Annotated in this window: 22 protein-coding genes; 6 read left to right on the forward strand and 16 right to left on the reverse strand. The window is 71.3% G+C overall.

The window, feature by feature from the left end; translation table 11 throughout:
- The first annotated feature begins 298 nt into the window (after positions 1-298).
- The gene (locus IO36_RS37025) at positions 299-1,594 is read left to right on the forward strand and encodes a sensor histidine kinase (protein ID WP_078943679.1); all 1,296 of its coding nucleotides are present in this window, start codon (positions 299-301) and stop codon (positions 1,592-1,594) included.
- A 156-nt stretch (positions 1,595-1,750) separates the two neighbouring features.
- Here the strand turns inward: IO36_RS37025 and IO36_RS37030 are convergent, their stop codons facing one another.
- The 6 genes from IO36_RS37030 to IO36_RS37055 all read right to left on the reverse strand — a co-directional run bounded on the left by IO36_RS37030 (position 1,751) and on the right by IO36_RS37055 (position 6,576).
- Positions 1,751-2,008 (reverse strand): Txe/YoeB family addiction module toxin, encoded by a 258-nt coding sequence (locus IO36_RS37030; protein ID WP_037626886.1) that lies wholly within the window; start codon positions 2,006-2,008, stop codon positions 1,751-1,753.
- The gene (locus IO36_RS37035) at positions 2,005-2,283 is read right to left on the reverse strand and encodes a type II toxin-antitoxin system Phd/YefM family antitoxin (protein ID WP_037626888.1); all 279 of its coding nucleotides are present in this window, start codon (positions 2,281-2,283) and stop codon (positions 2,005-2,007) included. The genes IO36_RS37030 and IO36_RS37035 overlap by 4 nt, the downstream gene beginning before the upstream one ends.
- Before the next feature lie 203 nt (positions 2,284-2,486).
- On the reverse strand, positions 2,487-4,109 hold the full coding sequence (gene groL / locus IO36_RS37040; RefSeq protein ID WP_037626891.1) for a chaperonin GroEL: 1,623 nt from the start codon (positions 4,107-4,109) through the stop codon (positions 2,487-2,489).
- 151 nt (positions 4,110-4,260) lie between these two features.
- On the reverse strand, positions 4,261-4,569 hold the full coding sequence (groES, locus tag IO36_RS37045) for a co-chaperone GroES (RefSeq protein WP_037626893.1): 309 nt from the start codon (positions 4,567-4,569) through the stop codon (positions 4,261-4,263).
- Between the two features lie 313 nt (positions 4,570-4,882).
- On the reverse strand, positions 4,883-5,629 hold the full coding sequence (locus tag IO36_RS37050) for a polysaccharide deacetylase family protein (RefSeq protein WP_037626896.1): 747 nt from the start codon (positions 5,627-5,629) through the stop codon (positions 4,883-4,885).
- 2 nt (positions 5,630-5,631) lie between these two features.
- Entirely contained in the window at positions 5,632-6,576 is a 945-nt protein-coding gene (locus tag IO36_RS37055; protein ID WP_051901225.1) for a polysaccharide deacetylase family protein, read from the reverse strand.
- Positions 6,577-6,667: 91 nt separating this feature from the next.
- On the opposite strand from IO36_RS37055, the gene IO36_RS37060 reads away from it, so the two are divergent.
- Positions 6,668-7,861, forward strand: coding sequence for a class I SAM-dependent methyltransferase (locus IO36_RS37060; protein ID WP_037626900.1), 1,194 nt, complete (start codon positions 6,668-6,670; stop codon positions 7,859-7,861).
- On the opposite strand, the gene IO36_RS43550 is transcribed toward IO36_RS37060, so the two are convergent.
- From IO36_RS43550 to IO36_RS37095, 7 genes are all read right to left on the reverse strand, one after another.
- Complete coding sequence (locus tag IO36_RS43550) at positions 7,839-9,845, reverse strand: cell wall-binding repeat-containing protein (protein ID WP_245173623.1); 2,007 nt, start codon at positions 9,843-9,845, stop codon at positions 7,839-7,841. The genes IO36_RS37060 and IO36_RS43550 overlap by 23 nt on opposite strands.
- Positions 9,846-9,997: 152 nt before the next feature.
- Positions 9,998-11,281: an RNA polymerase sigma factor gene (locus IO36_RS37070; RefSeq protein WP_037626903.1), complete on the reverse strand. Its 1,284-nt coding sequence runs from the start codon at positions 11,279-11,281 to the stop codon at positions 9,998-10,000.
- Between the two features lie 42 nt (positions 11,282-11,323).
- Positions 11,324-11,680 (reverse strand): YciI family protein, encoded by a 357-nt coding sequence (locus IO36_RS37075; RefSeq protein WP_037626905.1) that lies wholly within the window; start codon positions 11,678-11,680, stop codon positions 11,324-11,326.
- Between the two features lie 160 nt (positions 11,681-11,840).
- Entirely contained in the window at positions 11,841-13,217 is a 1,377-nt protein-coding gene (locus IO36_RS49070) for an FG-GAP repeat domain-containing protein (RefSeq protein ID WP_037626908.1), read from the reverse strand.
- Positions 13,218-13,298: 81 nt separating this feature from the next.
- Positions 13,299-14,360 (reverse strand): LCP family protein, encoded by a 1,062-nt coding sequence (locus IO36_RS37085; RefSeq protein WP_209441324.1) that lies wholly within the window; start codon positions 14,358-14,360, stop codon positions 13,299-13,301.
- A 94-nt stretch (positions 14,361-14,454) separates the two neighbouring features.
- Positions 14,455-15,846: a glycoside hydrolase family 10 protein gene (locus IO36_RS37090; RefSeq protein WP_078943680.1), complete on the reverse strand. Its 1,392-nt coding sequence runs from the start codon at positions 15,844-15,846 to the stop codon at positions 14,455-14,457.
- A gap of 391 nt (positions 15,847-16,237) precedes the next feature.
- A complete protein-coding gene (locus IO36_RS37095; RefSeq protein ID WP_037626910.1) occupies positions 16,238-17,263 on the reverse strand; it encodes a LacI family DNA-binding transcriptional regulator in 1,026 nt (341 codons plus the stop codon).
- Between the two features lie 137 nt (positions 17,264-17,400).
- On the opposite strand from IO36_RS37095, the gene IO36_RS37100 reads away from it, so the two are divergent.
- Genes IO36_RS37100 through IO36_RS37115 form a run of 4 tightly spaced genes read left to right on the forward strand, consistent with a single transcriptional unit; the run spans position 17,401 to position 22,880 of the window.
- A complete protein-coding gene (locus IO36_RS37100; protein WP_037626912.1) occupies positions 17,401-18,708 on the forward strand; it encodes an ABC transporter substrate-binding protein in 1,308 nt (435 codons plus the stop codon).
- Positions 18,705-19,619 carry a carbohydrate ABC transporter permease gene (locus IO36_RS37105; protein WP_037626915.1) on the forward strand — a complete coding sequence of 305 codons (915 nt, stop codon included), beginning with the start codon at positions 18,705-18,707 and terminating at the stop codon, positions 19,617-19,619. The genes IO36_RS37100 and IO36_RS37105 overlap by 4 nt, the downstream gene beginning before the upstream one ends.
- Positions 19,620-19,623: 4 nt before the next feature.
- Complete coding sequence (locus IO36_RS37110; protein WP_037626917.1) at positions 19,624-20,523, forward strand: carbohydrate ABC transporter permease; 900 nt, start codon at positions 19,624-19,626, stop codon at positions 20,521-20,523.
- A gap of 50 nt (positions 20,524-20,573) precedes the next feature.
- The gene (locus tag IO36_RS37115; RefSeq protein WP_037626919.1) at positions 20,574-22,880 is read left to right on the forward strand and encodes a beta-xylosidase/alpha-l-arabinosidase; all 2,307 of its coding nucleotides are present in this window, start codon (positions 20,574-20,576) and stop codon (positions 22,878-22,880) included.
- Between the two features lie 102 nt (positions 22,881-22,982).
- On the opposite strand, the gene IO36_RS37120 is transcribed toward IO36_RS37115, so the two are convergent.
- The 3 genes from IO36_RS37120 to rimI are packed head-to-tail and all read right to left on the reverse strand — an operon-like array spanning position 22,983 to position 24,797.
- A complete protein-coding gene (locus tag IO36_RS37120) occupies positions 22,983-23,237 on the reverse strand; it encodes a hypothetical protein (RefSeq protein WP_037626920.1) in 255 nt (84 codons plus the stop codon).
- On the reverse strand, positions 23,234-24,331 hold the full coding sequence (gene tsaD, locus IO36_RS37125; protein WP_037626922.1) for a tRNA (adenosine(37)-N6)-threonylcarbamoyltransferase complex transferase subunit TsaD: 1,098 nt from the start codon (positions 24,329-24,331) through the stop codon (positions 23,234-23,236). The genes IO36_RS37120 and tsaD overlap by 4 nt, the downstream gene beginning before the upstream one ends.
- The gene (gene rimI, locus IO36_RS37130; protein WP_051901262.1) at positions 24,324-24,797 is read right to left on the reverse strand and encodes a ribosomal protein S18-alanine N-acetyltransferase; all 474 of its coding nucleotides are present in this window, start codon (positions 24,795-24,797) and stop codon (positions 24,324-24,326) included. The genes tsaD and rimI overlap by 8 nt, the downstream gene beginning before the upstream one ends.
- Positions 24,798-24,808: the final 11 nt, after the last annotated feature.

Below are 24,808 nucleotides of genomic sequence, written 5' to 3' on the forward strand. Positions count from 1 at the left end.
CACGCCGGACAACCTCAGGGCGGAGGGCCTCGGACCAGAACGGCGACAGACGGGGTGTGCGCTGATACCTGGCAGGGGCCTAACCGCCAACTTATGTGTTCTCACGGCACGCTGGGGAGCAAACTCGCTCCAGACGAAGGGATACGCACCGAAGTGCGCGTGACCAAGAACCCCGGCAGGCATCGGCTCGTGACGGGCGCTGAACGGCCGAGCGGCGTCAGGACGACGTGGACTCGTTCCTGCTCGCTGCCGGGCCTGGCCGTCCAGGTCCCGCCCTCCCGCGGTCAGGGGTGACATCATGACCGACACCTCTCGGAGAGAGCAGCAGCCGACTGTGCCTCCGCGACCCCTACGCTCTCCCCACGTACGAGGTGGTGCGGGTTCGGAGCGCCCGTGGCAACAAAGCGAGTTCTCGAGGGCCTACTCGCAGCTGCGCCCGACCATCCGGATGAGGCTGACACTGCTGTACGGCGGAATGTTCCTCATCGCCGGTGTCTTACTGCTCTTGATCATCTATCTACTGGCCGCCCAGGCACTGCGCAACAGCGGTGCGGGTCTTCGGATCACGGAGGGGTACAACCTCAGGTTCGCGAGCGATGTCTGCCCAGCCGTCGAACAGGCCCAGAGCGGAAGCCAGTTCAACAGCATTCTGGGGTCCTGCCTGGACCACCAACGGGCTGTCGCGCTCGATTCCCTGCTGCATCGGTCGTTGCTGGCCCTGATGATCCTGGCGGTGGTGGCCTTCGCGTTCGGCTACGCGATGGCCGGCCGTGTGCTTTCGCCTCTCGGCCGGATCACTCGCACCGCTCGCGCCGTGGCCGGCTCGGACCTGTCCCGCCGTATCGAGCTGGATGGCCCGGACGACGAGCTGAAGGAGCTGGCGGACACCTTCGACGACATGCTGGAGCGACTGGAGCGGGCGTTCACCGCCCAGCAGCGGTTCGTCGGCAACGCCTCGCACGAGTTGCGTACCCCGCTCGCCATCAACCGGACGCTCTTGGAGGTGCACCTGTCCGACCCCGGAGCGCCCATGGAGCTGCAACAGCTCGGCAAGACGCTGCTGGCCACGAACGAGCGGAGCGAGCAGCTCGTCGAGGGCCTGTTGCTCCTCGCCCGCAGTGACAACCAGATCGTCGAGCGCAAGCCGGTGGGCCTGGCGGAGGTCGCCTCACAGGCGATCGACCAGGCCAGGGCCGAGGCCGAGGCGAAAGGTGTGGAGTTCCGCGGCGAGCGCAAGGAAGCGGTCGTTCAGGGCAATGGCGTCCTTCTGGAACGCATCGCCCTGAACCTCGTGCAGAACGCCATCCGGTACAACGTCCCGGAAGGCGGCTGGGTCGAGGTGACCACCGAGGCGCGGCACGGCCAGGCGGCTCTGGTCGTCTCCAACACCGGCCCGGTGGTGCCCGGGTACGAGATCGACAACCTCTTCGAGCCCTTCCGGCGACTGCGCACCGAGCGCACCGGCAGCGACAAGGGTGTGGGCCTCGGTCTGTCCATCGTCCGCTCCGTGGCGCGCGCCCACGGTGGAACCGTGACAGCGGCACCGCGCGATGCAGGCGGTCTGGACGTCCACGTCAGACTGCCCGCGCCATGACCCCGGGCCAGGAAGGCACTGTCGCTCCTCTGCCTCGGCTGTCGCCGCACTCGAGCGAAACGACAAGGCCGACTTGGCTCTTAGGCGACGGCCCGATGGTTCTCCCGTCAGGACTTCGGCGCAGTCGCCCCGTACGGCCATGCGGGCGGCGGTCCCTCAGTAGTGGTACCGGGCCTTGATGATCACGACTTCCTTCTCGGTGGCCCGGTAGATCAGCCGGTGCTCGTCGTCGATCCGGCGTGACCAGTAACCCGACAGGTCGCCCTTCAGCGGTTCGGGCTTGCCGATCCCCGTGAAGGGATCGCGCTGGATCTCCCCGATCAGACGGACCAGCTTGCCGAACAGCTTTTTGTCGGCGGACTGCCAGTAGAGGAGGTCTTCCCAGCCGGTGGGACGGAATCGTACGTCCCTCACTCCCCGTCCTCCGCCATGGCCGTCAGCTCGTCCATGGACCTGGTGACCAAGGGTGTTTCGGCGGCCTTGTCCTCCGCGACGGCGGCCATGAGGCGAGCGGCGTTGGCAGGGCTGCGGAGCAGGTAGACGGTCTCCTGCCAGGAGCGGAAGTCGTCGGCCGACATCAGTATGGCGTCGCCGCCCTTGGAGGTGATCTCGACCGGCTCGTGATCGTCGTTGACCTGCTGGATGAGCGGGAACAGCTTGGCTCGGGCCTCGCTGGCGGTGATGGCCATGGACTCGTCCTCCCGGGAAGTGGTACCACATCACGGTACCACTCGACCGGTACAAGGGTCTGGTACCAGTCCAAGGAACACTCATGCCCGGCCGGGACGCCGGACAGCACTTCGCCCCGCCGTGGGAACGGCGGGGCGAAGTCACGCGGGCCGGGGTGGCGCCGGGTCCCCGGGTGGGGGCTCGGCGCCGGGTCCGGGGTGCGTCAGTGGGAGTGGCCGTGACCGTGGCCGGCGTCGGCCTCTTCCTCGGCCGGCTTCTCGACGACGAGGGTCTCGGTCGTCAGGAGCAGGGAGGCGATGGAGGCGGCGTTCTCCAGGGCGGAGCGGGTGACCTTGACCGGGTCGATGACGCCGGCCTTCACCAGGTCGCCGTACTCGCCGGTGGCGGCGTTGAAGCCCTGGCCCTTGTCGAGCTCGGCGACCTTGGAGGTGATGACGTAGCCCTCGAGGCCCGAGTTCTCGGCGATCCAGCGCAGCGGCTCGACGGCGGCGCGGCGGACGACCGCGACACCGGTGGCCTCGTCACCGGTCTTGTCGAGGTTGCCCTCGAGGACCTTGACAGCGTGGACGAGCGCGGAGCCACCACCGGAGACGATGCCCTCCTCGACCGCGGCGCGGGTCGCGGAGATGGCGTCCTCCAGACGGTGCTTCTTCTCCTTCAGCTCCACCTCGGTGGCGGCGCCGACCTTGATCACGCACACGCCGCCGGCCAGCTTCGCGAGGCGCTCCTGGAGCTTCTCGCGGTCCCAGTCGGAGTCGGTGTTCTCGATCTCGGCCTTGATCTGGTTGACGCGGCCGGCGACCTCGTCGCTGCTGCCGGCACCGTCGACGATCGTGGTGTCGTCCTTGGTGACGGTCACGCGGCGGGCGCTGCCGAGCACGTCCAGGCCGACCTGGTCGAGCTTGAGGCCGACCTCCTCGGCGATGACCTGACCACCGGTGAGGGTGGCGACGTCGCCGAGCATGGCCTTGCGGCGGTCACCGAAGCCGGGGGCCTTCACGGCGACGGCGTTGAACGTGCCGCGGATCTTGTTCACGACCAGGGTCGACAGGGCCTCGCCCTCGACGTCCTCGGCGATGATCAGCAGCGGCTTGGAGGCGTTCGACTGGATGACCTTCTCCAGCAGCGGCAGCAGGTCCTGGATGGAGCTGATCTTGCCCTGGTGGATGAGGATGTACGGGTCGTCGAGGACGGCCTCCATACGCTCCTGGTCGGACACCATGTACGGGGACAGGTAGCCCTTGTCGAAGGCCATGCCCTCGGTGAAGTCGAGCTCCAGACCGAAGGTGTTGGACTCCTCGACGGTGATGACACCGTCCTTGCCGACCTTGTCCATCGCCTCGGCGATGAGCTCGCCGACCTGCGGGTCCTGGGCGGACAGACCGGCGACGGCGGCGATGTCGGACTTCTCGTCGATCGGGCGCGCGGTGGCGAGGAGCTCGTCGGAGACCGCCTTGACGGCCGCGTCGATGCCCTTCTTCAGCAGCGCCGGGGAGGCACCGGCGGCGACGTTGCGCAGGCCCTCGCGCACGAGCGCCTGGGCGAGCACGGTGGCGGTGGTCGTACCGTCACCCGCGATGTCGTTGGTCTTGGTCGCCACCTCCTTCACCAGCTGGGCACCGAGGTTCTCGAACGGGTCCTCGACCTCGACCTCACGGGCGATGGTCACACCGTCGTTGGTGATGGTGGGAGCGCCGAACTTCTTGTCGATGACGACGTTGCGGCCCTTGGGGCCGATCGTCACCTTCACCGTGTCGGCAAGCTTGTTGACGCCGCGCTCAAGGGCGCGACGGGCGTCCTCGTCGAACTTCAGGATCTTCGCCATGGAAGCGGTTCAGCCCTCTCGGAAAATGTGGAGAACGAACCGCGCCCCCGGCGCCCGGCTGGAATGATCGCGGGTGCCAGGGGCGTGGTTCACTGCAATGCTTGGTGCGGGGTCGTCCGGGGCGAGGCCCCGAACTCCCTTACCAGGTGAATTACTTCTCGATGATCGCGAGCACGTCGCGAGCCGAGAGGACGAGGTACTCCTCGCCGTTGTACTTCACCTCGGTGCCGCCGTACTTGCTGTAGAGAACGATGTCGCCGACGGCGACGTCGAGCTCGACACGCTTGCCGTCCTCGATGCGGCCCGGGCCCACGGCCAGGACGACGCCCTCCTGGGGCTTCTCCTTCGCCGTGTCGGGAATGACCAGGCCGGAGGCCGTGGTCTGCTCGGCGTCGAGCGGCTGGACCACAATGCGGTCCTCGAGCGGCTTGATGGCAACCTTGGAGCTGGCGGTCGTCACGATCCGACCTCCCCCTTCGGAGATCTCACGGGGTTAACTGTCTGAGGTGGCGACCAGGTCGATCCGTCGTCGCGGGTGCCGGACCTGCCCGTCGCTGTTGGCACTCTCCAGGGGGGAGTGCCAGACCTGAGACTATGACTGCGATTAGCACTCGGTCAAGCGGAGTGCCAAAGGCGTCGGCGTGGCGTGGGCGGGAAGGTGGCGGATCACGCCGAATGGGCGCCTCCGGGACCGGCCCTTCACCTGCCCGCCGCGCTCCCCGGCCGACGCCCCGCCTCGCCTCGCCCCACCCCGCCTCGCCCCGCCTCGCCCCCTAGAGGTAGTTCTCCAGCCGCGCCAGGGTGAAGCCCTCCCGCTGGATGCGCCGGAGCAGCCGGAGCGTGGCGTCCGTGAGTCCGGGTTCGCCGGGGCCGGAGAGGATGTCGCCCGGCCGGAGCGGGTGTTCGTCGGCCGTCCTGCCGAGGACGATCGCGGCGACCCCGCAGTCGGCGGCGGCGCGCAGGGTGGTGTCGTCGTACCGGCCGTACGGGGGCCGCAGCAGCCGGGGGCGGACGCCGAAGCGGCGCGCGAGCTTGTCCTGCTGTCCGCAGATCTCGGCGCGCTGCCCGGAGTAGGGCAGGCCGCGCAGGACCGTGTGGTCGAGGGTGTGGTTCTGGATGCCGGCGCCGACCGAGCGCAGCCGGGCCAGGTGTCCGTAGCCGGGCCCGGCGACCCGGTCGGTGAGGAACATGCTGACGGGCAGGCGCAGTTCGCGGACCATGTCGGCGAACCGGGGATCTCGCTCGGCGCCGTCGTCGTACGTCAGGAAGACCACCTTGTCGCGGGTGCGGACCTGGTTGACGACGGGCGGCAGCCCGGTGTCCGCGGCGCGCGCCCTGGTCCGGACGGACACGGCCGGCGCGGGGGGGAGCGGGGTGGACAGGCCCCAGCGGCGATAGGCCGACTCGGTCGGGTGGACGCGCTGGGCCGCCTTCTTGCCGAGGCGTTCGATGGGATCGACGGACTGCGCGCAGCCGCTGAGCAGTACCGCCACGAGCAGCCCGGCGGCCGGCACCCGCATCCTCACAGGTAGTCCTCCAGGCGTGCGACGGCGTATCCCTTGGCCGTGACGGTCCTCAGGAAGCGGCGGACCATGTCGGCCATGGTGCCCTTCCATTCCCTGGGGCCCTGGAAGTGGGTGAGGACGATGTCGCCGGGGTGCAGGTCCTGGTCCTCCTCGCGGTACTCCCAGTGGTCGGGGAAGACCTCCTCGTTCCAGATGGGCGCGTATCCGATGCCGCAGGACTTGGCGGCGCGCAGGGTGTCCTCGTCGTAATTGCCGTACGGCGGGCGGAAGACGGTCGGGCGCCGGCCGAACTGCTTCTCCATGACGTCCTGCATGCCGCAGATCTCGCGCTTCTGTCGCGCGTAGGACAGGGCGGGCAGGTAGGGGTGGTGCAGCGTGTGGTTGTTCAGGGTGACGCCGTGGTCGCGCAGCTTCCGGAAGTACCCGTAGTCGTCGTCGACGAGGAAGTCGCTGAGGAAGGCGGTGTACGGGATCTTGAGGTCGCTCATCATCCGCGCGAACACCGGGTCCTTCTCGGCGCCGTCGTCGACGGTGAGGAAGACGACCTTGTCCTTGGTGGGGACGGTGGTGAAGACGGGCGGCAGCCGCAGTTCCCGCTGGTCGTCCACCTCGAACCCCTTGCGGGCCCCGATGACCGGCTTCCTGGCGGGCGGCGCCGGGGGCGTCAGCGGCGTCTTCGCGAGGCCCCAGCGCCGGGCGACGGCGGCGCGGCGGGCCTCGGCCCTGCCGAGCCGGGCGGCGTACGCGGCGAGGGCGCCGGCGGGACCCGCGGGGAGCGCGGCCCGCGAGGCATGGGCCGGTTTGGCGCCGTCGGCCCCGGAGGCGGCGGAGCCGGTCCCGGCGCAGCCGGAGGCGAGGAGGGCGAGGGCGAGCACGCCGACGGCCCAGCGCGCACCAGCCCCTTTTGCGCCGGTTTTATCATTTTGTCGTACGGGTCGCATGGAGCCGGATCCTCCCAGCCCACCGCCCTCACGACGGCCCCGACACCGCCGCCGGAAGCAGACCGTCCACCGACTGGCCCACAATGGCCGGGTGAACGACCTCTCCTTCGCCCCCCTGCTCACCGCCGAGGGCCGCGCCCTGCTCGACGAGGTCCGCGCCACCGAACCGGCGCAGGAACTGGCCGTCGCCACCCGGCTCCGCCGCGAGCACCCCGCCGAACTGGTCTCGGCGGCCCTCGGACAGGCCCGGCTGCGGCAGCGGGCGGTGGCGAAGTTCGGCGACGAGGACGCCGGACGGATGTTCTTCACCCCGAACGGGGTCGAGCAGTCGACCCGCACGAGCGTGGCCGTGCACCGCGCCGAGCGGCTGCGCGCCCTCGGGGTGCGTTCCGTCGCCGACCTCTGCTGCGGGATCGGCGGCGACGCCATCGCGCTGGCCCGCGCCGGGATCCGCGTCCTGGCCGTCGACCGCGACCCGCTGACGGCCGCAGCCGCCCGCGCGAACGCCGACGCGCTGGGGCTCGCGGACCTGATCGAGGTGCGCGAGACGGATGTGACCGAGGTGGACACCACCCCGTACGACGCGGTGTTCGTGGACCCCGCGCGCCGGGGCGGCCGGGGCCGGATCTTCGACCCGGAGGCCTACTCGCCGCCCCTGTCCTGGGCGGTCGGCGCCGCCCGCACGGCCCGGATCGCCGCCCTGAAGATCGCCCCCGGCGTCCCGCACGAGGCGGTCCCCGCCGAGGCGGAGGCCGAGTGGATCTCGGACGGCGGCGACGTGAAGGAGGCCGTGCTCTGGTTCGGCACGGAGCCGGGCCTGGTCCGCGCCACCCTGCTGCCGGGACCGCGCGAGCTGCGCGGCCGCGGCCTGCCGGATCCGCAGGTCCGGGCGGTCGGGCGCTATCTGTACGAGCCCGACGGCGCCGTCATCCGCGCGCACCTGGTCGCCGAGGTGGCCGAGGACCTGGACGGCGGACTGGTCGACGAGACGATCGCCTACGTCACCGCGGACGAGCTGCGCCCGACGCCGTACGCCGCCGCGTACGAGATCACCGACCGGCTCCCCTTCAACGTGAAGAAGCTGAAGGCGCTGCTGCGGGAGCGGGAGGTCGGCGTCCTGACCGTGAAGAAGCGCGGGTCGGCCGTCGAACCGGAGGAACTGCGGCGCAAGGTGAAACCCCAGGGACCGAACTCCGCCACCGTGTTCCTCACCCGGGTGGCGGGCGCCCCGACCATGCTGGTGGGGGCGCCCGCCACACCGCCTACTGCCGGTGGCGGGTGCTGAGAGGACCGAGGTCCGGCCCGGTGACGGGGAGCTGTGCCGCGCCCGTCCGCACCGCCGAGGCGCCCGCGGACGGCCCGGCGACCGACGAACTCGCCATCGGAGCAACGCCGTTGTAGTACGGCGTGTACGTCCACTGGCTGCTGCTCGCGCTGATCGCCGTGCCTGCGGAGTTCAGGGCGGCCGTCGACACGGAGCCGGTGCCGCCGAAGACGGCGATGCCGTTGACGTTCGCGGCGCCCTTGAGCAGGTAGGACTTGGTGTCGGCGGTCAGGGTGGCGACGTCCGTCCACAGCAGCGGACCGAACACGTTCATCGCCGCGGCGGCCGAGGTGCCGCCGCGCCAGCTGTCGGTGGAGGCCAGGGCCACGCTGCCCGGCGCGCTCCACCAGAACCGCGCGAGAGCGGCCGCGGTGCCGGCGTTGGTGCTCGCCGTGACCGGGTAGTACGTGAAGGTCGACGGCCAGTGCGAGAACGGCGTGTGCGTGAGCGCGTACTTCGCCGAGGCGCCGACCGGGATCATGTAGGTGTCGCGCGGGTCGAGGCCGTTGAGGTACGCCTGCACGGACGAGGTCAGCTTGTTGCCGTCGTTGAGCACGACGACCGCCTTGCTGCTCGTCCCCTCCGCACCCGCGGCCGACGCGGCGGCGAGGGCCGAGTGATAGTCGGTGCCGGTCGCGATGAAGACGTACTTCGGGGCGCTGGTGATCGACTTGGCGACGGCGACCGAGGTCGAGTAGCGGGAGGTGCCCGCCAGCCGCTTCGGGACGAACCCGAGCGCGGTGACCTTCGACGAGACGGCGCTGCTCAGGATCGAGGTGCCGCCGACGAGGTAGACGCTCGCGCCCGGCTTGAGGGTCCGCTTGAGCTCTTTCTGCACGGCCGTCGAGATCGAGGTGCCCGGGGTCAGCAGGACCGGCCCGTGCTTCTTGCCCGCGAGGGCGGGGGCGGTCAGCGCGTACGACTGGCTGTCCTGGGAGACCAGCACGGCGGACGAGGCGTTCATCAGCCCCGGCTCGCTCTTGCCGACCGTGTTCCAGGTCCAGCGGGACGCGGCGATGTTGCTGCCGTAGACGTCGGCGCCGGAGACCCGGGAGACATAGTTCTTGCGCAGCGGCTGCCAGGCGGGCGAACGACCGCCGTACGGGAACGGACTGCCCACGGTCACGGCGTCGGCAGTGACCGTCAGGACCTTGATGGCGTCCTCGGAGACGTGGTCGCCGACGGCGACGACCAGCCGGTCGCTCGCGGGCGCCCAGGAGGGGGTCGTGTAGTCGCTCGTGTCGTCGGTGAGGCGGCGCTCGCCGGTGCCGTCGGTGTTGACCGAGAACACCTGGCCGCGACCGTCGACGGTGCGGATGAAGGCGACCTTGGTACCGTCGGGCGAGAGGGCGGGCGAGCGGCCCGCGGCGATCTTGGTCTCCGTCTTGGTGGCGGAGTTGTAGAGCACGACCGACGGCGTGGTCGTGGTGCAGCCGGTGCCGTTGCGCTGGAAGGCCAGCAGCTTGCCGGTCGCGTCGCCGCTCGGCACGAGGTCGCAGCCTCCGGTGGCCAGCAGCCGGGAGGCGGTGCCGCCGTCGGCCGACACGGAGTAGAGTTTCTTGGACGCGGAGAAGACGATCCGGCGGCCGTAGGTCCAGTACGTGGGGTGGGACGCCGAGCCGTTCGCGCCCGTGTAGACGTACGTCCCGGTGAGGCTGGTCAGGCCCACGGTCTTCAGCTCGCCGGCGTCCTCCATGACCACACGGCTGCCGTCGGGCGACCACGCGGGCGATGTGTCGTCGGAGCTGTTCGAGACACGCTTCATGGCGTTGCCGCCGGCGTCCACGGACATGATGCCGTCGATCTCCATAGCGATCTTGCCGTCGGTGGCCGGCCATCCGGCGACGTCGGCCGACGCCCCCGGTGCCAGGGCGATCGCCGTGCCGGCGGCCAGGGCCGTCGCCGCGGTGAGCGCCACGAGTCTGTGGCGCGTGGAGATTCTCAAGGGTGTACCCCCCACGGGTAGGTGCGATGAGCCGCCGGACCACCTCACAGGGGCCTACGGGATGAACTCAGAGCGTCATCCGCGTGTACGGCGGCGGCGCAACTGTAAGCCCTTTCCGATCACCTTGGAAATGGAAATCCTCCACGGGAATCTCAGGGTTCCCGCAGCTCACCGGCCCGCGCCTCCAGCAGCTCCCGCTCCCGTCCGTTGCGTGCCAGCGACGCCGCCCGCTCGAACTCCGTGCGCGCCTCGCGGGTGCGTCCGAGCCGGGCGAGCAGGTCCCCCCGGACGCTGGGCAGCAAGTGGTAGTCGCGCAGGGCCGGTTCGTCCGCGAGCGTGTCGACGAGGGCGAGCGCCTGCTCCGGGCCCTCGGCCATCGAGACGGCCACGGCGCGGTTGAGCTCGACCACGGGGGACGGGGAGCGGGCCGCCAGCAGGCCGTACAGGGTCACGATCTGCCGCCAGTCGGTGTCCTCGTAGGCGAAGGCCCGCGCGTGACAGGCGGCGATGGCGGCCTGGAGGGCGTAGGGCCCCGGGCTGCCGGTGGAGACGGCGTTCGCCCGGCCCAGTGCCGCGAAGCCCCGGCCGATCAGCATGCGGTTCCAGCGGCGCCGCTGCTGGTCCTTGAGAAGGACGGGTTCGCCGCCGGGCCCGGTGCGGGCGGCCGACCGGGACTCCTGGAGTTCCAGCAGCGCGGCCAGCGCGTGCACCTCGCTCTCCTTGGGCATCAGCTCGGCGAGCACCCGGGCCAGCCGCAGCGCGTCCTCGCACAGCGCGGGGCGGAGCAGGTCGTCGCCCGCCGTCGCCGCGTAGCCCTCGTTGAAGACGAGGTAGATGACCTCGAGCACGGACCCGAGCCGGGCCTCGCGCTCGGGTCCGTAGGGAACCTCGAAGGCGACCCCCTTCGCCGCCAGTGTCCGCTTGGCCCGCACGATGCGCTGGGCGACCGTCGCCTCCGGGACGAGGAAGGCGCGGGCGATCTCGGACGTCGTCAGCCCGCCGAGGAGCCGCAGCGTGAGCGCGATGCGGGCCTCGGCGGACAGGACGGGGTGACAGGCCGTGAAGACCAGGCGGAGCAGGTCGTCGTCGATGTCGTCCGGGTCGGAGGGCTCGTCGAGGTGGTGCGGCGCGGACAGCGAGAGGTCCCGCCCGACCTCCTCCAGCTTGCGCGCGTACCGCTCCCGGCGGCGTACGAGGTCGATCGCCCGGTGCTTGGCCGTGGCCGTCAGCCAGGCGCCCGGGTTGTCCGGCACGCCGTCGCGCGGCCACTGCTCCAGCGCCGCGACCAGGGCGTCCTGGGCGAGTTCCTCGGCGATGCCGACGTCACGGACGATCCGGGCCACCCCCGCGATGATGCGGGGGGACTCGATACGGAAGATGGTCTCGACGGCGGTGTCGACACCGCCGGCGGGTGCCGGTGCGGGCTGCTGTTCCACAACCCCCCATGAGACACCCACGGCGGCGTCCGGCCAAGGAGCTCAGCCCTCGGCGATCTCCCGCACCTCGCAGGTGACCGTCCAGTGCTCCTCGTGCACCTTCAGGAACCGCTTGGTCCACTCCAGCGCCTCGGCCATGTCCTTGCACTGCATGATCGCGTAACCGCCGACGACCTCCTTGGACTCGGTGAAGGGCCCGTCGGTGACGGACAGCTCGCCGCCCGAGTAGTGGACGCGCTTGCCCTGCGCGCTGGGTGTCAGGCCCTCGGTCTGGAGCATGACGCCGGCCTTGGTGATCTCCTCGATGAGCTCGCCCATGCGCTGCATCAGCTCGGGGCTCGGGCCCTCGGCGGGAGCGGTGCGCTCGTCGATCTGGACCAGGGAGAGGTAGCGGGGCATGGTGACTCCTCATGTCGGTGGTGCCTCGGAGGCGGGGCTTCTTCCCGCCTCTCACCAGTGCGTCGATCGGGGAGAGCCCGGATCGACACCCACCCCGGAATTCTCCGGAAGTTTTTTCCCGGGGCCCGCTCATCCGGTGTTCGCGCAGGTCGGACGGCGGCTACCGGAGTACGGAGCCGAACCCGGCCTTGGCGTAGGGAGCCCCGAGCGTCCTGCCTCCCAGGACGAGGGACCCGTCCGCGACGACGCCGGCCGCGGAGCCGCGCAGCAGCCAGACGGCGCCGTTGCCCGCGTCCTCGTTCGCCGCGGAGGCGGCCAGGTCGGCGTGCCCGTCGCGGTCGACGTCGAGCAGGCGCACGGTGTGGCCGAAGCCGTCGCCCGGCTCGGACACCCCGGGGACCCCCTGGGTGTCCTGGGTGAACGCCCGGGCGTGCGCGCCGGTCAGTCCGGAGCGGCTGCCCCGCAGCACGTCGACGACACCGGTGGAGCCGTTCTCTCCGGGGGCGCCGACCGCCACGTCGTCGATGCCGTCGCCGTCGACGTCACCGACGGCGATCGACGCGCCGAACATGTCGCCGGCCTCCCTGGCGCCTGGGACGCCGGGCGTGTCCTGCGTGTACTCCTTCCAGCTGCTCTGGTCCTGGCTCGGCCCGCCGGCCGAGCCGGGGACCACGGCGATGGAGTCGTTGTAGCCGTAGCCGCCGATCAGGTCGTCGTAGCCGTCGCCGTTGACGTCGCCGAGCGTGAGGACACCGTCGCCGGTCAGGTAGTAGCCGGTGAGCCGGGTGAGGCCGGAGGGGCCGCCCAGGTAGACCCGCCCGCAGTCGCCGCCCTCCCCGCAGTAGGCGGTGAGCGCCAGGTCGGCACGGCCGTCTCCGTTGATGTCACCGGCCGTGCCGTCGTGGACGTCGATGTACTGGAGGTGGTCGGGGTCGAGCGGGGCGGCGGCTGCCGGGGTGCCGGAGCGGGTGACGGGGCCCGTCCAGACCGTGGCGGTGGTGCCCCGCGGATCGTCGCCGCCCGTGTAACTGGCCCGGAAGACGGCGAGGTCGAGGTGCCCGTCGCCGTCGAAATCACCGGTCTGCGTGTTGTTGCCGGGCACCGGGGTGCCGCCGGACAGGCCCCGCGGACCGCCCCAGAGCACGACCGCGTCGGCGCCCGCAGCGCGGGTGCCGACGACGAGGTCCGTGTAACCGTCGCCGTCCAGGTCGCCCTTGGCCAGCTGGAGGCCGAACGTCTCGTAGGAGGTGGGGTCTCCGGGGACGCCTGACGTGGCGCGGCTGACGATCGTGCGCCGGATGCCGGCGAGCCCGTGCGGGCCGCCGTACAGGACGGCCGCGTAGCCCGCCCTGGTCCGGCCGCCGACGGTCGCGTCCGGGGCGCCGACGACCAGGTCGGCGTACCCGTCGCCGTTGAAGTCGTCGCGGACGGAGGCGGCCGTCCGCGACGCGGACGCGGGAGGAACGGCGACGCCCAGTGCCGCGAGCCCCAGGGTCAGCGGGACCGCCCAACGGGCGTGCGAACGTGCGGAGAACACCGGGGGCTCCTTCGTTACGGTGACGGGGTCACCGCACACGACTCGCCCTGCGCCCCGATGGTTGTCCCGGCGCCCGGCCGGTCAGCGCAAAGACTTCCACAAGTCGTCCGCCGCCGGTTCGCGCGGCACCACCCGGTTGGGGTCGGAGGGGGCCGTCGCCACCGGCATCATCACGGTCTTGACCGCGTCGGAGGACAGGGACTTCAAGCTCTGTCCCAGGCGCGTCAGTTCGCCGAGCGAGTCCAGCCCCGTGTCCGTGGTCAGGCTGCCGGTCACCGCGTTCGCGACGTCGTAGAGCTTCACCGGGTCGGAGAGCAGGCCGGCCGAGGAGATCTGCCGCAGCAGGGCCTTCACGAGCTTCTGCTGCAGTCCTATGCGGCCGAGGTCGCTTCCGTCGCCTATGCCGTGCCGGGTGCGGGCCAGGGCGAGGGCCTGCTTGCCGTTCAGCCGGTGGGTGCCCGCCGCCAGATGGAGATGGCTCTTGTCGTCGTCGATGTCCTGGCCGGTGGTGACGGTGACCCCGCCGAGGGCGTTCACCAGCTTCGCGAAGCCCGCGAAGTCGATCTCGAGGTAGTGGTCCATCCGGACGCCCGTGAGGGACTCGGCCGTCTTCACCGCGCACACCGGTCCGCCCACCGAGTAGGCGCTGTTGAACATGGCGCCGTAGGCCACCGCCGTCGAACCGCCGGACGCCAGCGGGCAGGAGGGGCGGGTGACGAGCGTGTCCCGCGGGATGCTGACGACCGTGGCCCGGGTGCGCCCGGCGTCGATGTGCACGACCATCGCGGTGTCGGAGCGGGCCCCGGAACTGTCTCCCCCGCCGAGCTTCGCGTTGGCGGCACCGCTGCGCGAATCGGAGCCGAGGACCAGGATGTTGAGGGCACCGCTGGGCAGCGGGGAAGGGGAGGCCGAGGCGGACGCCGGTGCCGAAGGGGTCACCACCGCCCGCGCCGGACGGTCGTCGCCGAGCGCGCTGTTGATGTCGACGCTGCGGATGTTCCGGTTCAGATGCCAGTACGCCCAGCCCGCGGTGCCGGCACCCACCACCAGCAGTCCCGCGAGGGTGAGGCCGGCGGCCCTCAGCACCTTCGACCGCCGGCCCCGCCGTCCGCGCCCGTCGCCGTTCTCGTCATGTCCCGTCACGGACAGGAACGTAGGTCCGCTTTATTAGGGGACTGTTAGGGAAAGGGACGCGCGAGGTATTTCTTCGGAGAATCTCATGGTTCTCAGCGGGGGCTCAGCCCAGCGTCACCGTGGGCACCGGATTACTACCGCTCCACGAGGCGTTGAACCCGAAGGTCACCGAACCGCCGTCCGGAACACTCCCGTTGTAGGAGGCGTTGGCGCAGCTGACGGCCGCGCCGCTCTGGGTGCAGGTGGCGTTCCAGGCCTGGGTGATCTGCTGGCCGGCGCCGTACGTCCAGTTCACCTTCCACGAGGAGAGCGCGGCTCCGGAGCACGCGATGCGCACCTGCCCGGTGAACCCGGTGTTCCACTGTGTCTGCACGCTGTAGGTCACCGTGCACGCGCCGGTGGGCGGCGGGGTGGTGGTCCCGCCGAGCGAGGCCGCGATGGCGCCGTAGGCCGGTTTCGGCGCGTAGTTCTCGTCGTACGGGGTCGCCGCGCCGTAGCCCGAGAAGACGTCCGGGATCCAGGAGTCGGAGTCGGTGAAGCCCCAGACGGTCACGCCGTAGCAGCGGGTCACGGCGACGCAGGCGTCGAAGACCGCCTTGTAGTCGGCGGCCTGCTGGGCCAGTTTGGTGCTGTCGGAGGGGAGCTGCATCCGGATGTCCAGCTCCGTGACCGCGACGTCGACGCCGAGGTCGGCGAAGCGCTGGATGTTCTGCTGGAGGGTGCCGGGGACCTGGCCGAGGATGAGGTGGGCCTGCAGGCCGACGCCGTCGATCGGGACGCCGCGCGCCTTCAGGGACTTGACCAGGTTGTACAGGGCGGTGCTCTTGGCGTTGACGCCCTCGACGTTGTAGTCGTTGATGTAGAGCTTGGCGCTCGGGTCGGCGGCGTGCGCCCAGGTCAGCGCCTGGGCGATGTAGTCGGCGCCGAGGCCGTTGTACCAGAGGGTCGAGCGGTAGGTGCCGTCCTCGTTGAAGGGCTCGTTGACCACGTCCCAGGCGGCCAGTTTCCCCTTGTAGCGGGTGACCTCGGTGGTGATGTGGTCCTGGAGCAGGGCGCTCAGCTCGGCGGTGGTCCAGGTGCCGTTCGTCAGCCAGCTCGGGTTCTGGCTGTGCCAGACCAGCGTGTGTCCGCGCACCTGCTGGTTGTGGGCCTGCGCGAACGCGACGATCTGGTCGGCCTCGGCCCAGTTGAAGCTGCCCCGGGTGGGCTCGACGGTGCCCCACTTCATCGCGTTGCCCGGGGTCAGCGAGTTGAACTGGCCCCCGGCGATGGTGCCGTAGGTCCCGGTCAGCTTGGAGCCGGTGACGGCGGTGCCGATGACCTTGCCCTTGGCGGCGGCGAGGTCGCGCAGCGGGGCGTCGGCGGCGTGCGCCGTCGTGCCGGCCGCGAGCAGGGCGGCCACCGTCACGGCCCCGGCGAACAGGGCGGCGACACGGCGGCGTAAGGAGCCGCGTAAGGGACGGGTTCTGGTGGAACGGGTTCGGGAGGTTCTCATGGCGGGTGCCTCCGAAAGTTTCGGCCGTACAACCGATTGACTTCGCAGGAGTGTGGAGGCGAACGCCCCACCCGTCAATACGACCCCTCGGCCAACTTCGCCCTGATCCGGCCACACGGACCCCACTCCCCCCAGCCCGAAGGTGGCCCCCGACCCAAGCCTTCTTTCGCCCCCTCCGCCCCTACCCTTCCCGTACCTGGGGCTCCGCCCCAGACCCCGCTCCTCAAACGCCGGAGGGGCTGAAACTCGGCCACGATCCACCCGCACCCGGGATCCGGCGTGAGGGGACGTGCCGGTACATCGATGGCCGTCGCCACTAACGTCCACATCTTTGTCCGACGGCGACGGCCTGATGCACCGGCACGTCCCCGGCCCACCCACCGGACCGGTATTACGCCGGAGGCGCCGTGCTGCTCCGGACCACCAGACTGGTCGCGAGCTCCATCCGCGTCCCCGCGGACGGCCTCTCCTGACGGCTCAGCTCGAGCACCAGCTTCGCCGCCGCCTCGGCCATCTCCGTCAACGGCTGCCGCACGGTCGTCAGCGGCGGCCCCACCCAGCGGGCCACCGGCAGATCGTCGAAGCCGACCACGCTCAGGTCCTCGGGAACGCGCAGCCCCAGCTCACGAGCCGCCTCGTAGAGCCCGAGCGCCTGGAGGTCGTTGCCGGCGAAGACGGCCGTGGGCCGGTCGGGCCGGCGCAGCAGGTCGAGCCCGAGCCGGTGGCCGGCCTCGTGATGGAAGTCCCCGGCGACGATCAGCGAGGGGTCGACGGGCAGCCCCGCCGTCTCCAGCGCCGCACGGTAGCCGTCGACCCGCGCCCGGCTGCACATCATCCGGGACGGCCCGCTGATGGCCCCGATCCGGGTGTGCCCGAGTTCGACGAGGTGGCGGGTGGCGGCGAGGCCCCCCTGCCAGTTGGTGGCGCCGATGGAGGGCACGTCGACGCCCGGGTCGCCGGCCGGGTCCATCACCACGAAGGGGATGGACCTGCTGTTCAGCAGGGCGCGCTGGGAGTCGTCGAGGCCCGAGAGGACGAGGATCACCCCGTGCGGGCGCCGGGCGGCGACCTGGTCGGCCCAGGTGCGCCCGGGGGTGAGCCGCCCGGCCGACTCGGAGAGCACCACGCTGAGGCCGGCGTCGCGGGCGACGTTCTCCACGCCCCGGATGACCTCCATCGCCCAGGCGCTCTCCAGCTCGTGGAAGACCAGGTCGATCAGCGGCGAGCGGGAAGCCTCGGCCCGGCGGCGCCGGTAGCCGTAGGCGTGCAGCAGCTCCTCGACGCGGGAGCGGGTCGCGGGGGCGACGTCGGCACGGCCGTTGAGGACTTTCGAAACAGTCGGAGCCGAGACACCGGCCTCCCGAGCGATCTCGGCCAGCGTCGCCGTCTGTGCTTCTGCGGACTTCCCAGGCTTCATGGCGGCGATCGTATCTCTGCGCGACCCCTTGACGGACCCCTCGGATCGCCTTACCTTCCCGGAACATTCGAAAAATAACTCGAAACATTCGCGACGGATCATCGGCGATCCCTCGCGCTGACCGAGAGGTGCCGTCCATGGAGTCCTACAGCAGACGTTGGTTCCTCGGCGCGGGCACGGCTGCCCTGGCCACTGCCGGCGGGCTCACCGCCTGCGGCTCCGGCGGCGGTTCGGGCGCCAATGGGACGCTCACCGCGTTCGTCTACGGCGACGACGCGGCGAAGATCCAGGTCAAGTCCGTCAACCGGTTCAACGCCTCCGCCGCGGCGAAGAAGGCCAAGGGCAGCATCAAGCTGCAGAAGGTGCCCGCCACCGACTACCCGGCCAAGCTCCGCACGGCGATGGGCTCGCCGAACGCCCCCGACGTGTTCTTCAACTGGGGCGGTGGCTCCATCAAGGCCTACCGGGAGGCCGGCCAGCTGGTCGACCTGACCGACACCATCGCGTCCGACCCGGTGCTCAAGAGCGGCTTCCTGCCCTCGGTGCTGGCCTCGGGCGGGCTGGACGGCAAGAACTACGGCGTGCCGATGCGCGGCATGCAGCCCGTGATCCTCTTCTACAACAAGACGGTCTTCGAGGAGCACAAGCTCCAGCCGCCCACCACCTGGGACCAGTTGCTGGACAACAACGCCAAGCTGAAGAAGGCGGGCATCACCCCGTTCGCGCTGGGCGGCGCGGACATCTGGCCCGAGCTGATGTGGCTGGAGTACCTGGTCGACCGGATCGGCGGCCCCCAGGTCTTCGAGAAGATCAAGAACGGTGACGCCTCCGCGTGGGGCGACCCGGCCGTCCTCAAGGCCGCGCAGACGGTCAAGGAGCTGATCGACGACGGCGCCTTCGGCAAGGGCTACAGCTCGGTGGGCTACGGCAACGGCGGCGCGCCAGCGGTCTTCGCCAAGGGCAAGGCGGCGATGCATCTGATGGGTTCGTGGGAGTACTCCACGCAGCTCGGCAAGTTCCCCGACTTCGCGAAGAAAAACCTGGGCTGGTGCGCCTTCCCGCAGATCGAGGGCGGCGCCGGCGACATCCGCAACGTGGTCGGCAACCCGACCAACTACTGGTCGGTGAACGCCCACACGTCCAACAAGGACGCGGCGATCGCGTTCCTGCGGGACTCCGCCTCCCTGGCCTACACGAAGGAGCTCATCGCCAACGGTGACGTCCCGGCCACCTCGAACGCGGCGACCCTCCTGGACGCCTCGCCGAACCCGGAGTTCGCCAAGTTCCAGTACCAGATGGTGCAGCAGGCACCGGCGTTCACGCTGAGCTGGGACCAGGCGGTCGACCCGAACGTGGCGACGCCGATGCTCACCGAGGTCAACAAGCTGTTCGTGGGCAAGTCCTCGCCGACGCAGTTCGTGTCGGCGCTCAAGGAGCTGAAGTGAGCCTCACACAGCTCAAGGGCGGCCCGCGGGACGACGCGGGCCGCCCCCGCCCCACCGGGCACAACAGGGCCGGCCGCCCCAGCGCCGCACTGGCCGTTCCCGGCGTCCTGTTCTTCGCGTTCTTCGCCCTCGCCCCGATGGTCCTGGCCTTCTATCTGTCGTTCACCCGGTGGAACGGGCTGGGCGACCCCGAGCCGGCCGGTCTGGCCAACTGGCGCAAGCTGCTGGGCGACGACCGGCTGGCCCAGTCCCTGACGGTCACCGTCTCGCTGACCGTGGTGAGCTGGGCGTTCCAGACGGTGATCTCGCTGCTGCTGGGCGTGTGGGCGGCGGGCCGGCAGCGCAACCGCGCGGTGCTCTCGGCGGTCTTCTTCGTGCCGTTCCTGCTGTCGTCGACGGCGATCTCGCTGCTGTTCTACGCACTCCTCGACCCGAACTTCGGCATCATCCACAAGGACACCCTCGGCACGACGAGCGGCGCGTTCCTCGCGATCGTGTTCGTCGGCGGCTGGCAGTTCATCCCGTTCCACACCCTCATCTACCAGGGCGGGGCACGGCAGATCCCCGAAGTCCTGTACCAGGCGGCCGCGATCGACGGCGCCGGCCGCTACCGCCAGTTCTTCTCGATCACCCTGCCGCAGCTCCGCAACACCGCGACCACGTCGAGTGTGCTGATGATCGTCGGCTCGCTGACGTACTTCGAGACGGTCCTGATCCTCACCCAGGGCGGCCCGGGCACCGACACGGCGATCCTGCCGTACCTGATGTACCAGGCGGGCTTCAAGAGCTACGACTTCGGCTACGCGAGCGCCGTCGCCTCCTTCCTGGTGCTCGCGGCCACCGCGTTGTCCCTGCTGATGGTGAAGCTGACCGGCTTCGGCGCGATGCGCAGCACCCGGGAAGGGATGTGACGCCATGTCGCACGACACGCTGCCTCGCCCCGTGAAAACGGACCCCGCTCCGGCCGCCGGCCGGCCCGCGCGCCGCCGCCCGCACTGGACCCGGCGCGCCAACCCGCTCGCCGGGGCCGGGGCGCTGCTCTGGCTGGCCGTCGTGATCATCCCGATCTACGCGATGATCTCGGCCTCGCTCACCCACCAGGACGAGGCGCTGGGCCACAACGCCCTGAAGCCGCCGTCCCATCCGACCCTCGACAACTACAACACCGTCCTGCACAACGGCTTCGGCCACCTGCTGTGGAACACGGTGCTCGCGGCGGCCGGTGTCGTCCTGATCGTCCTCGTGCTGTGCGTCCCGCTGTCCTACGTGGCCGTACGGACCCGGGGCATCTGGTCGGGGGCCGCGTTCCGACTCTTCCTGCTGGGCGTGGCGATCCCCGCGCAGGCCGTCGTGGTGCCGCTCTATCTGATGATCGCCAAGCTGAACCTCTACGACAGCCTGCTCGCGATCGTCCTGCCGACCGCCGCGTTCGCCATGCCGGTGTCGGTGCTGATCCTCACCGGCACGCTGCGGGACATCTCGGAGGAGATGTACGAGGCGATGGCACTGGACGGCGCCTCCACCACCCGGATGCTGTTCCAGCTCGTCATCCCGATGGCCAAGGGTGGCATCAGCACCGTCGTCATCTTCTCGGCCCTACAGGCCTGGAACGGCTTCCTCTTCCCGCTGATCTTCACCCAGTCCGACGGACCGCGGGTACTGACCCTCGGCCTGTTCAACTACGTGAGCGAGTTCGGCGTGAACATTCCCGCGATCCTCGCCTCCGTCGTCCTCTCCGGTGTCCCGATCTTCATCGTGTACCTGGTGGCCCGCCGCGCGCTGGTCGGCGGCCTCATGGGTGTGGGCGGCAAGTGAACGTGTACGACCAGGGGCGGCCGGACCCCCCTTTCCCCGACAGGAGTTCCATGACCCCCGCTCCCTGGCGCGACCCCGCCCTGCCCGCCGCGACCCGCGTCGACGACCTGCTCGTCAGGATGACCCTGGAGGAGAAGACCGCCCAGCTCTACGGCGTGTGGGTGGGCGCCGCCACGGACGGCGACGGAGTCGCCCCGCTCCAGAGCGAGATGTCCTCCTCGTACGACTGGGACGAGCTGATCACCCGTGGGCTCGGCCAGCTCACCCGCTCGTTCGGCACCGCCCCCGTGGACCCGGCGCTGGGCGCGCAGGCCCTTGCCCGCGCCCAGCGCCGGATCACCGAGGCGGGCCGCTTCGGCATCCCGGCGGTCGCCCACGAGGAGTGCCTGGCGGGCTTCACGGCCTGGCAGGCGACGGCGTACCCGGTCCCGCTGGCCTGGGGCGCCGCCTTCGACCCGGAGCTGGTGGAGGAGCTGGGCCGGCGCATCGGCGACGACCTGCGCTCGGTCGGGGTCCACCAGGGCCTCGCCCCGGTCCTGGACGTGGTGCGCGACCTGCGCTGGGGCCGGGTGGAGGAGACGATCGGCGAGGACCCGTACCTGGTCGCCACCGTCGCCACCGCCTATGTGCGCGGCCTGGAGTCGGCCGGGGTCGTGGCCACGCTCAAGCACTTCGCCGGGTACGCGGCCTCTGCCGGGGCCCGGAACCTGGCGCCGGTGCGGGCGGGCGCCCGCGAGCTCGCCGACGTCACGCTGCCGCCGTTCGAGATGGCGCTGCGCGAGGGCGGCGCCCGTTCGGTGATGGCCGCCTACAACGACACCGACGGCGTCCCGGCGTCGGCCGACCCGTACCTGCTGACCGAGCTGCTGCGCGATCAGTGGGGCTTCACCGGCACGGTCGTCTCGGACTACTTCGGTGTCGGGTTCCTCCAGACGCTGCACCGCGTGGCCGGCAGCGAGGCCGAGGCGGCGCACCGGGCACTGGAGGCCGGCGTCGATGTCGAGCTGCCCACGCTGAAGTGCTACGGCGAACCGCTGGTGGCCGCCGTCCGCGCGGGCACCGTCCCCGAGTCGCTGGTCGACCGGGCGGCCCGCCGGGTGCTGCTCCAGAAGTGCGAACTCGGCCTGCTGGACGAGGACTGGCGGCCGGAGACCGGCCGCCCCGTCGACCTGGACTCCCCCGGCAACCGGGCGCTCGCGCGCCGGCTCGCCGAGGAGTCGGTGGTCCTGCTGGACAACGCGGACGGGGTGCTGCCGCTGGCCCCGGACACCCGGATCGCGGTGATCGGCCCGCGCGCGGACGACCCGCTCGCGATGCTCGGCTGCTACTCGTTCCCCTCGCACGTGCTCACGCACCACCCGGAGGTGCCCACCGGCGTGGACATCCCGACGGTGCTCGACGCGCTGCGCGCCGAACTGCCGGACGCCAAGGTGACGTTCGCGCGGGGCTGCGGGGTCACGGAGCCGGACCGGTCCGGTTTCGCGGAGGCGGTGGCGCGGGCCGCCGAGGCCGACGTGTGCGTGGCGGTCCTCGGCGACCGCGCCGGGCTGTTCGGCCGGGGCACCTCCGGCGAGGGCTGCGACGTGGCCGACCTCGGTCTGCCGGGTGTCCAGGGCGAGCTCCTCGACGCCCTGCTCGAGACGGGGGTACCGGTGGTCCTGGTGCTGCTCACCGGCCGCCCGTACGCGCTGGGCCGCTGGCGGGACCGTCTCGGCGGAGTCGTCCAGGCGTTCTTCCCGGGCGAGGAGGGCGGCCCCGCGGTGGCGGGCGTGCTCTCCGGCCGGGTCGGCCCGTCGGGCAGGCTGCCGGTGAGCGTGCCGCGGGACCCGGGGGGCCAGCCGTGGACGTATCTCCAGCCGCCGCTCGGCCTGCGGAACGAGGTCAGCAACCTGGACCCGACGCCGCTGTACCCGTTCGGCCACGGCCGCTCGTACACGACGTTCGCCTGGGAGGCGGCGGAGGTTCCGGAGGCCGAGATCGGCACGGACGGTTCGTACGACGTGGCGGTGACCGTCCGCAACACCGGTGGGCGCGCGGGCGCCGAGGTCGTCCAGCTCTATCTGCACGACCCGGTGGCGTCGGTGACCCGCCCGGACGTGCGGCTCATCGGCTACCGGCGGCTCGAGCTGGCGCCGGGCGAGGCCCGCCGGGTGACCTTCCGCTTCCACGCGGACCTCGCGGCGTTCGCCGACCGCACCGGCACCCGGATCGTCGAACCGGGCGCCCTGGAGCTGCGGCTGGCCGCGTCCAGCGCGGACGTGCGCCACACGGCCCGGCTGAACCTGACGGGGCCGGTGCGACGGCCGGGCACGGACCGGCACCTGCGCTGCGAGACCGAGGTCGAGCCGGTGTCCTGATCCCGGGGGGGGAGGGCCCGGTCCCCGTGGGCCGGGCCCCGGTGACCCGGGTCCGCGCGTCCGGCGCGGGCCCGGGTCACCGGCACGCAGGTACTGCCGTCGTCAGCGGTCCACCTGCTCGAAGCGCCAGCGGTGCACCGCCCGGGAGACCAAGTCCTCGTCCGGCTCGGGAAGTTCGGGAAGTTCGGCGTCGTACGGGGCGTCCCACCAGGTGATGACGAGGACGCGGTCCTGCGGCGCCCGCAGGATCTCCCGCCGCAGCGGCTCCCCGGGGATCTCGCGCTCCCGTACCCAGGCGAGCAGGTCCTCGCCCCGGCCGGCGACGGCCCGTGCCTCCCACATCAGCGCGACGGTCACGGGTACAGGTTCTCCTTCGCGACCTCGTGCACGTGATCGTGCGTGTGCGCGCGCCCCGGCACGTGCGGGTCGGTCACCGGCAGCGAGGAGTCCGCCGACAGGTCCCAGTCGGAGGCGGCCCGGTTGCGGGCGACCATCTCGGCGCCGAGGGCCGCGACCATCGCGCCGTTGTCGGTGCACAGCTTGGGGCGCGGCACCCGGAGCCGGATGCCGGCGGCCTCGCAGCGCTCCTGGGCGAGCACCCGCAGCCGGGAGTTCGCGGCCACGCCGCCGCCGATCATGAGGTGGTCGACGCCCTCGTCCTTGCACGCGCGGACGGCCTTGCGGGTGAGCACGTCCACCACGGCCTCCTGGAAGGACGCGGCCACGTCGCGCACCGGCACCTCCTCCCCCGCCGCCCGCTTCGCCTCGATCCAGCGGGCCACGGCGGTCTTCAGACCGGAGAAGGAGAAGTCGTAGGCCGGATCGCGCGGGCCGGTGAGACCGCGCGGGAACGTGATGGCGTTCGGGTCGCCCTCCTTGGCGTAGCGGTCGATGACCGGGCCGCCGGGGAAGCCGAGGTTCAGCACGCGCGCGATCTTGTCGAAGGCCTCGCCCGCCGCGTCGTCGATGGTCGCGCCCATCGGCCGCACGTCGGAGGTGATGTCCGTGGACAGCAGCAGCGAGGAGTGCCCGCCGGACACCAGCAGGGCCATCGTCGGCTCCGGCAGCGCGCCGTGCTCGAGCTGGTCCACGCAGATGTGGGAGGCGAGGTGGTTGACGCCGTACAGCGGCTTGCCGAGCGCGTAGGCGTACGCCTTGGCCGCCGAGACGCCGACGAGCAGCGCGCCGGCGAGACCGGGGCCCGCCGTGACCGCGATGCCGTCCAGGTCGCGGGCCGACACCCCCGCCTCCTTCAGCGCCCGCTCGATGGTCGGGACCATCGCCTCCAGGTGCGCCCGGGAGGCGACCTCGGGCACGACCCCGCCGAAGCGCGCGTGCTCGTCGACGCTCGACGCGATGGCGTCGGCGAGCAGGGTGGTGCCGCGCACGATGCCGACGCCGGTCTCGTCGCAGGAGGTCTCGATGCCGAGGACGAGCGGTTCGTCAGCCATGGGTCTCTGTTCCTTGTACGGAGGTCGAAGGGTCCTGCAGGCGCATCACGAGGGCGTCCACGTTCCCCGGCTGGTAGTAGCCGCGCCGGAAGCCGATGGGCTCGAAGCCGAAGCGCTCGTAGAGCTTCTGCGCGCGGACGTTGTCCACGCGGCACTCCAGCATCACCTCGGCGCAGTCGAAGTCGGTCGCGGCCCGCAGCAGTTCGGTGAGCAGCCGGCCGCCGAGGCCGGTGCCCCACTGGTCCTGCCGCACCGCGATCGTCTGCACGTCGCCCAGGTCTCCCGAGGCGGCGAGCCCGGCGTATCCGACGAGCCGGTCGCCCTCGGCGGCGACCAGGTAGCGCCGGGTCGCCTCGGGCCCCCGGGCGTGGGCCAGTTCGGACCAGAACATGCCCCGGGACCAGGCGTCCACGGGGAACAGTTCCTTCTCCAGCTCCAGGACGGGATCGATGTCCCACCAGCGCATCTCGCGCAGCA

Origin of the sequence: Streptomyces aureus, from assembly GCF_000725495.1 — a bacterium.
In the GTDB taxonomy this organism is placed as follows: Bacteria; Actinomycetota; Actinomycetes; order Streptomycetales; family Streptomycetaceae; genus Streptomyces; species Streptomyces aureus_B.

Excerpts from the sequence above, each read along its gene's own strand:
- IO36_RS37025 (WP_078943679.1), top strand. The coding sequence starts at position 299 with ATGACCGACACCTCTCGGAGAGAGCAGCAGCCGACTGTGCCTCCGCGA.
- IO36_RS37035 (WP_037626888.1), bottom strand. The coding sequence starts at position 2,283 with ATGGCCATCACCGCCAGCGAGGCCCGAGCCAAGCTGTTCCCGCTCATC.
- groL (WP_037626891.1), bottom strand. The coding sequence starts at position 4,109 with ATGGCGAAGATCCTGAAGTTCGACGAGGACGCCCGTCGCGCCCTTGAG.
- IO36_RS37050 (WP_037626896.1), bottom strand. The coding sequence starts at position 5,629 with ATGCGGGTGCCGGCCGCCGGGCTGCTCGTGGCGGTACTGCTCAGCGGC.
- IO36_RS37055 (WP_051901225.1), bottom strand. The coding sequence starts at position 6,576 with ATGCGACCCGTACGACAAAATGATAAAACCGGCGCAAAAGGGGCTGGT.
- IO36_RS37075 (WP_037626905.1), bottom strand. The coding sequence starts at position 11,680 with ATGCCCCGCTACCTCTCCCTGGTCCAGATCGACGAGCGCACCGCTCCC.
- IO36_RS37090 (WP_078943680.1), bottom strand. The coding sequence starts at position 15,846 with ATGAGAACCTCCCGAACCCGTTCCACCAGAACCCGTCCCTTACGCGGC.
- IO36_RS37095 (WP_037626910.1), bottom strand. The coding sequence starts at position 17,263 with ATGAAGCCTGGGAAGTCCGCAGAAGCACAGACGGCGACGCTGGCCGAG.
- IO36_RS37100 (WP_037626912.1), top strand. The coding sequence starts at position 17,401 with ATGGAGTCCTACAGCAGACGTTGGTTCCTCGGCGCGGGCACGGCTGCC.
- IO36_RS37110 (WP_037626917.1), top strand. The coding sequence starts at position 19,624 with ATGTCGCACGACACGCTGCCTCGCCCCGTGAAAACGGACCCCGCTCCG.
- IO36_RS37115 (WP_037626919.1), top strand. The coding sequence starts at position 20,574 with ATGACCCCCGCTCCCTGGCGCGACCCCGCCCTGCCCGCCGCGACCCGC.
- tsaD (WP_037626922.1), bottom strand. The coding sequence starts at position 24,331 with ATGGCTGACGAACCGCTCGTCCTCGGCATCGAGACCTCCTGCGACGAG.
- rimI (WP_051901262.1), bottom strand. The coding sequence starts at position 24,797 with ATGCGCTGGTGGGACATCGATCCCGTCCTGGAGCTGGAGAAGGAACTG.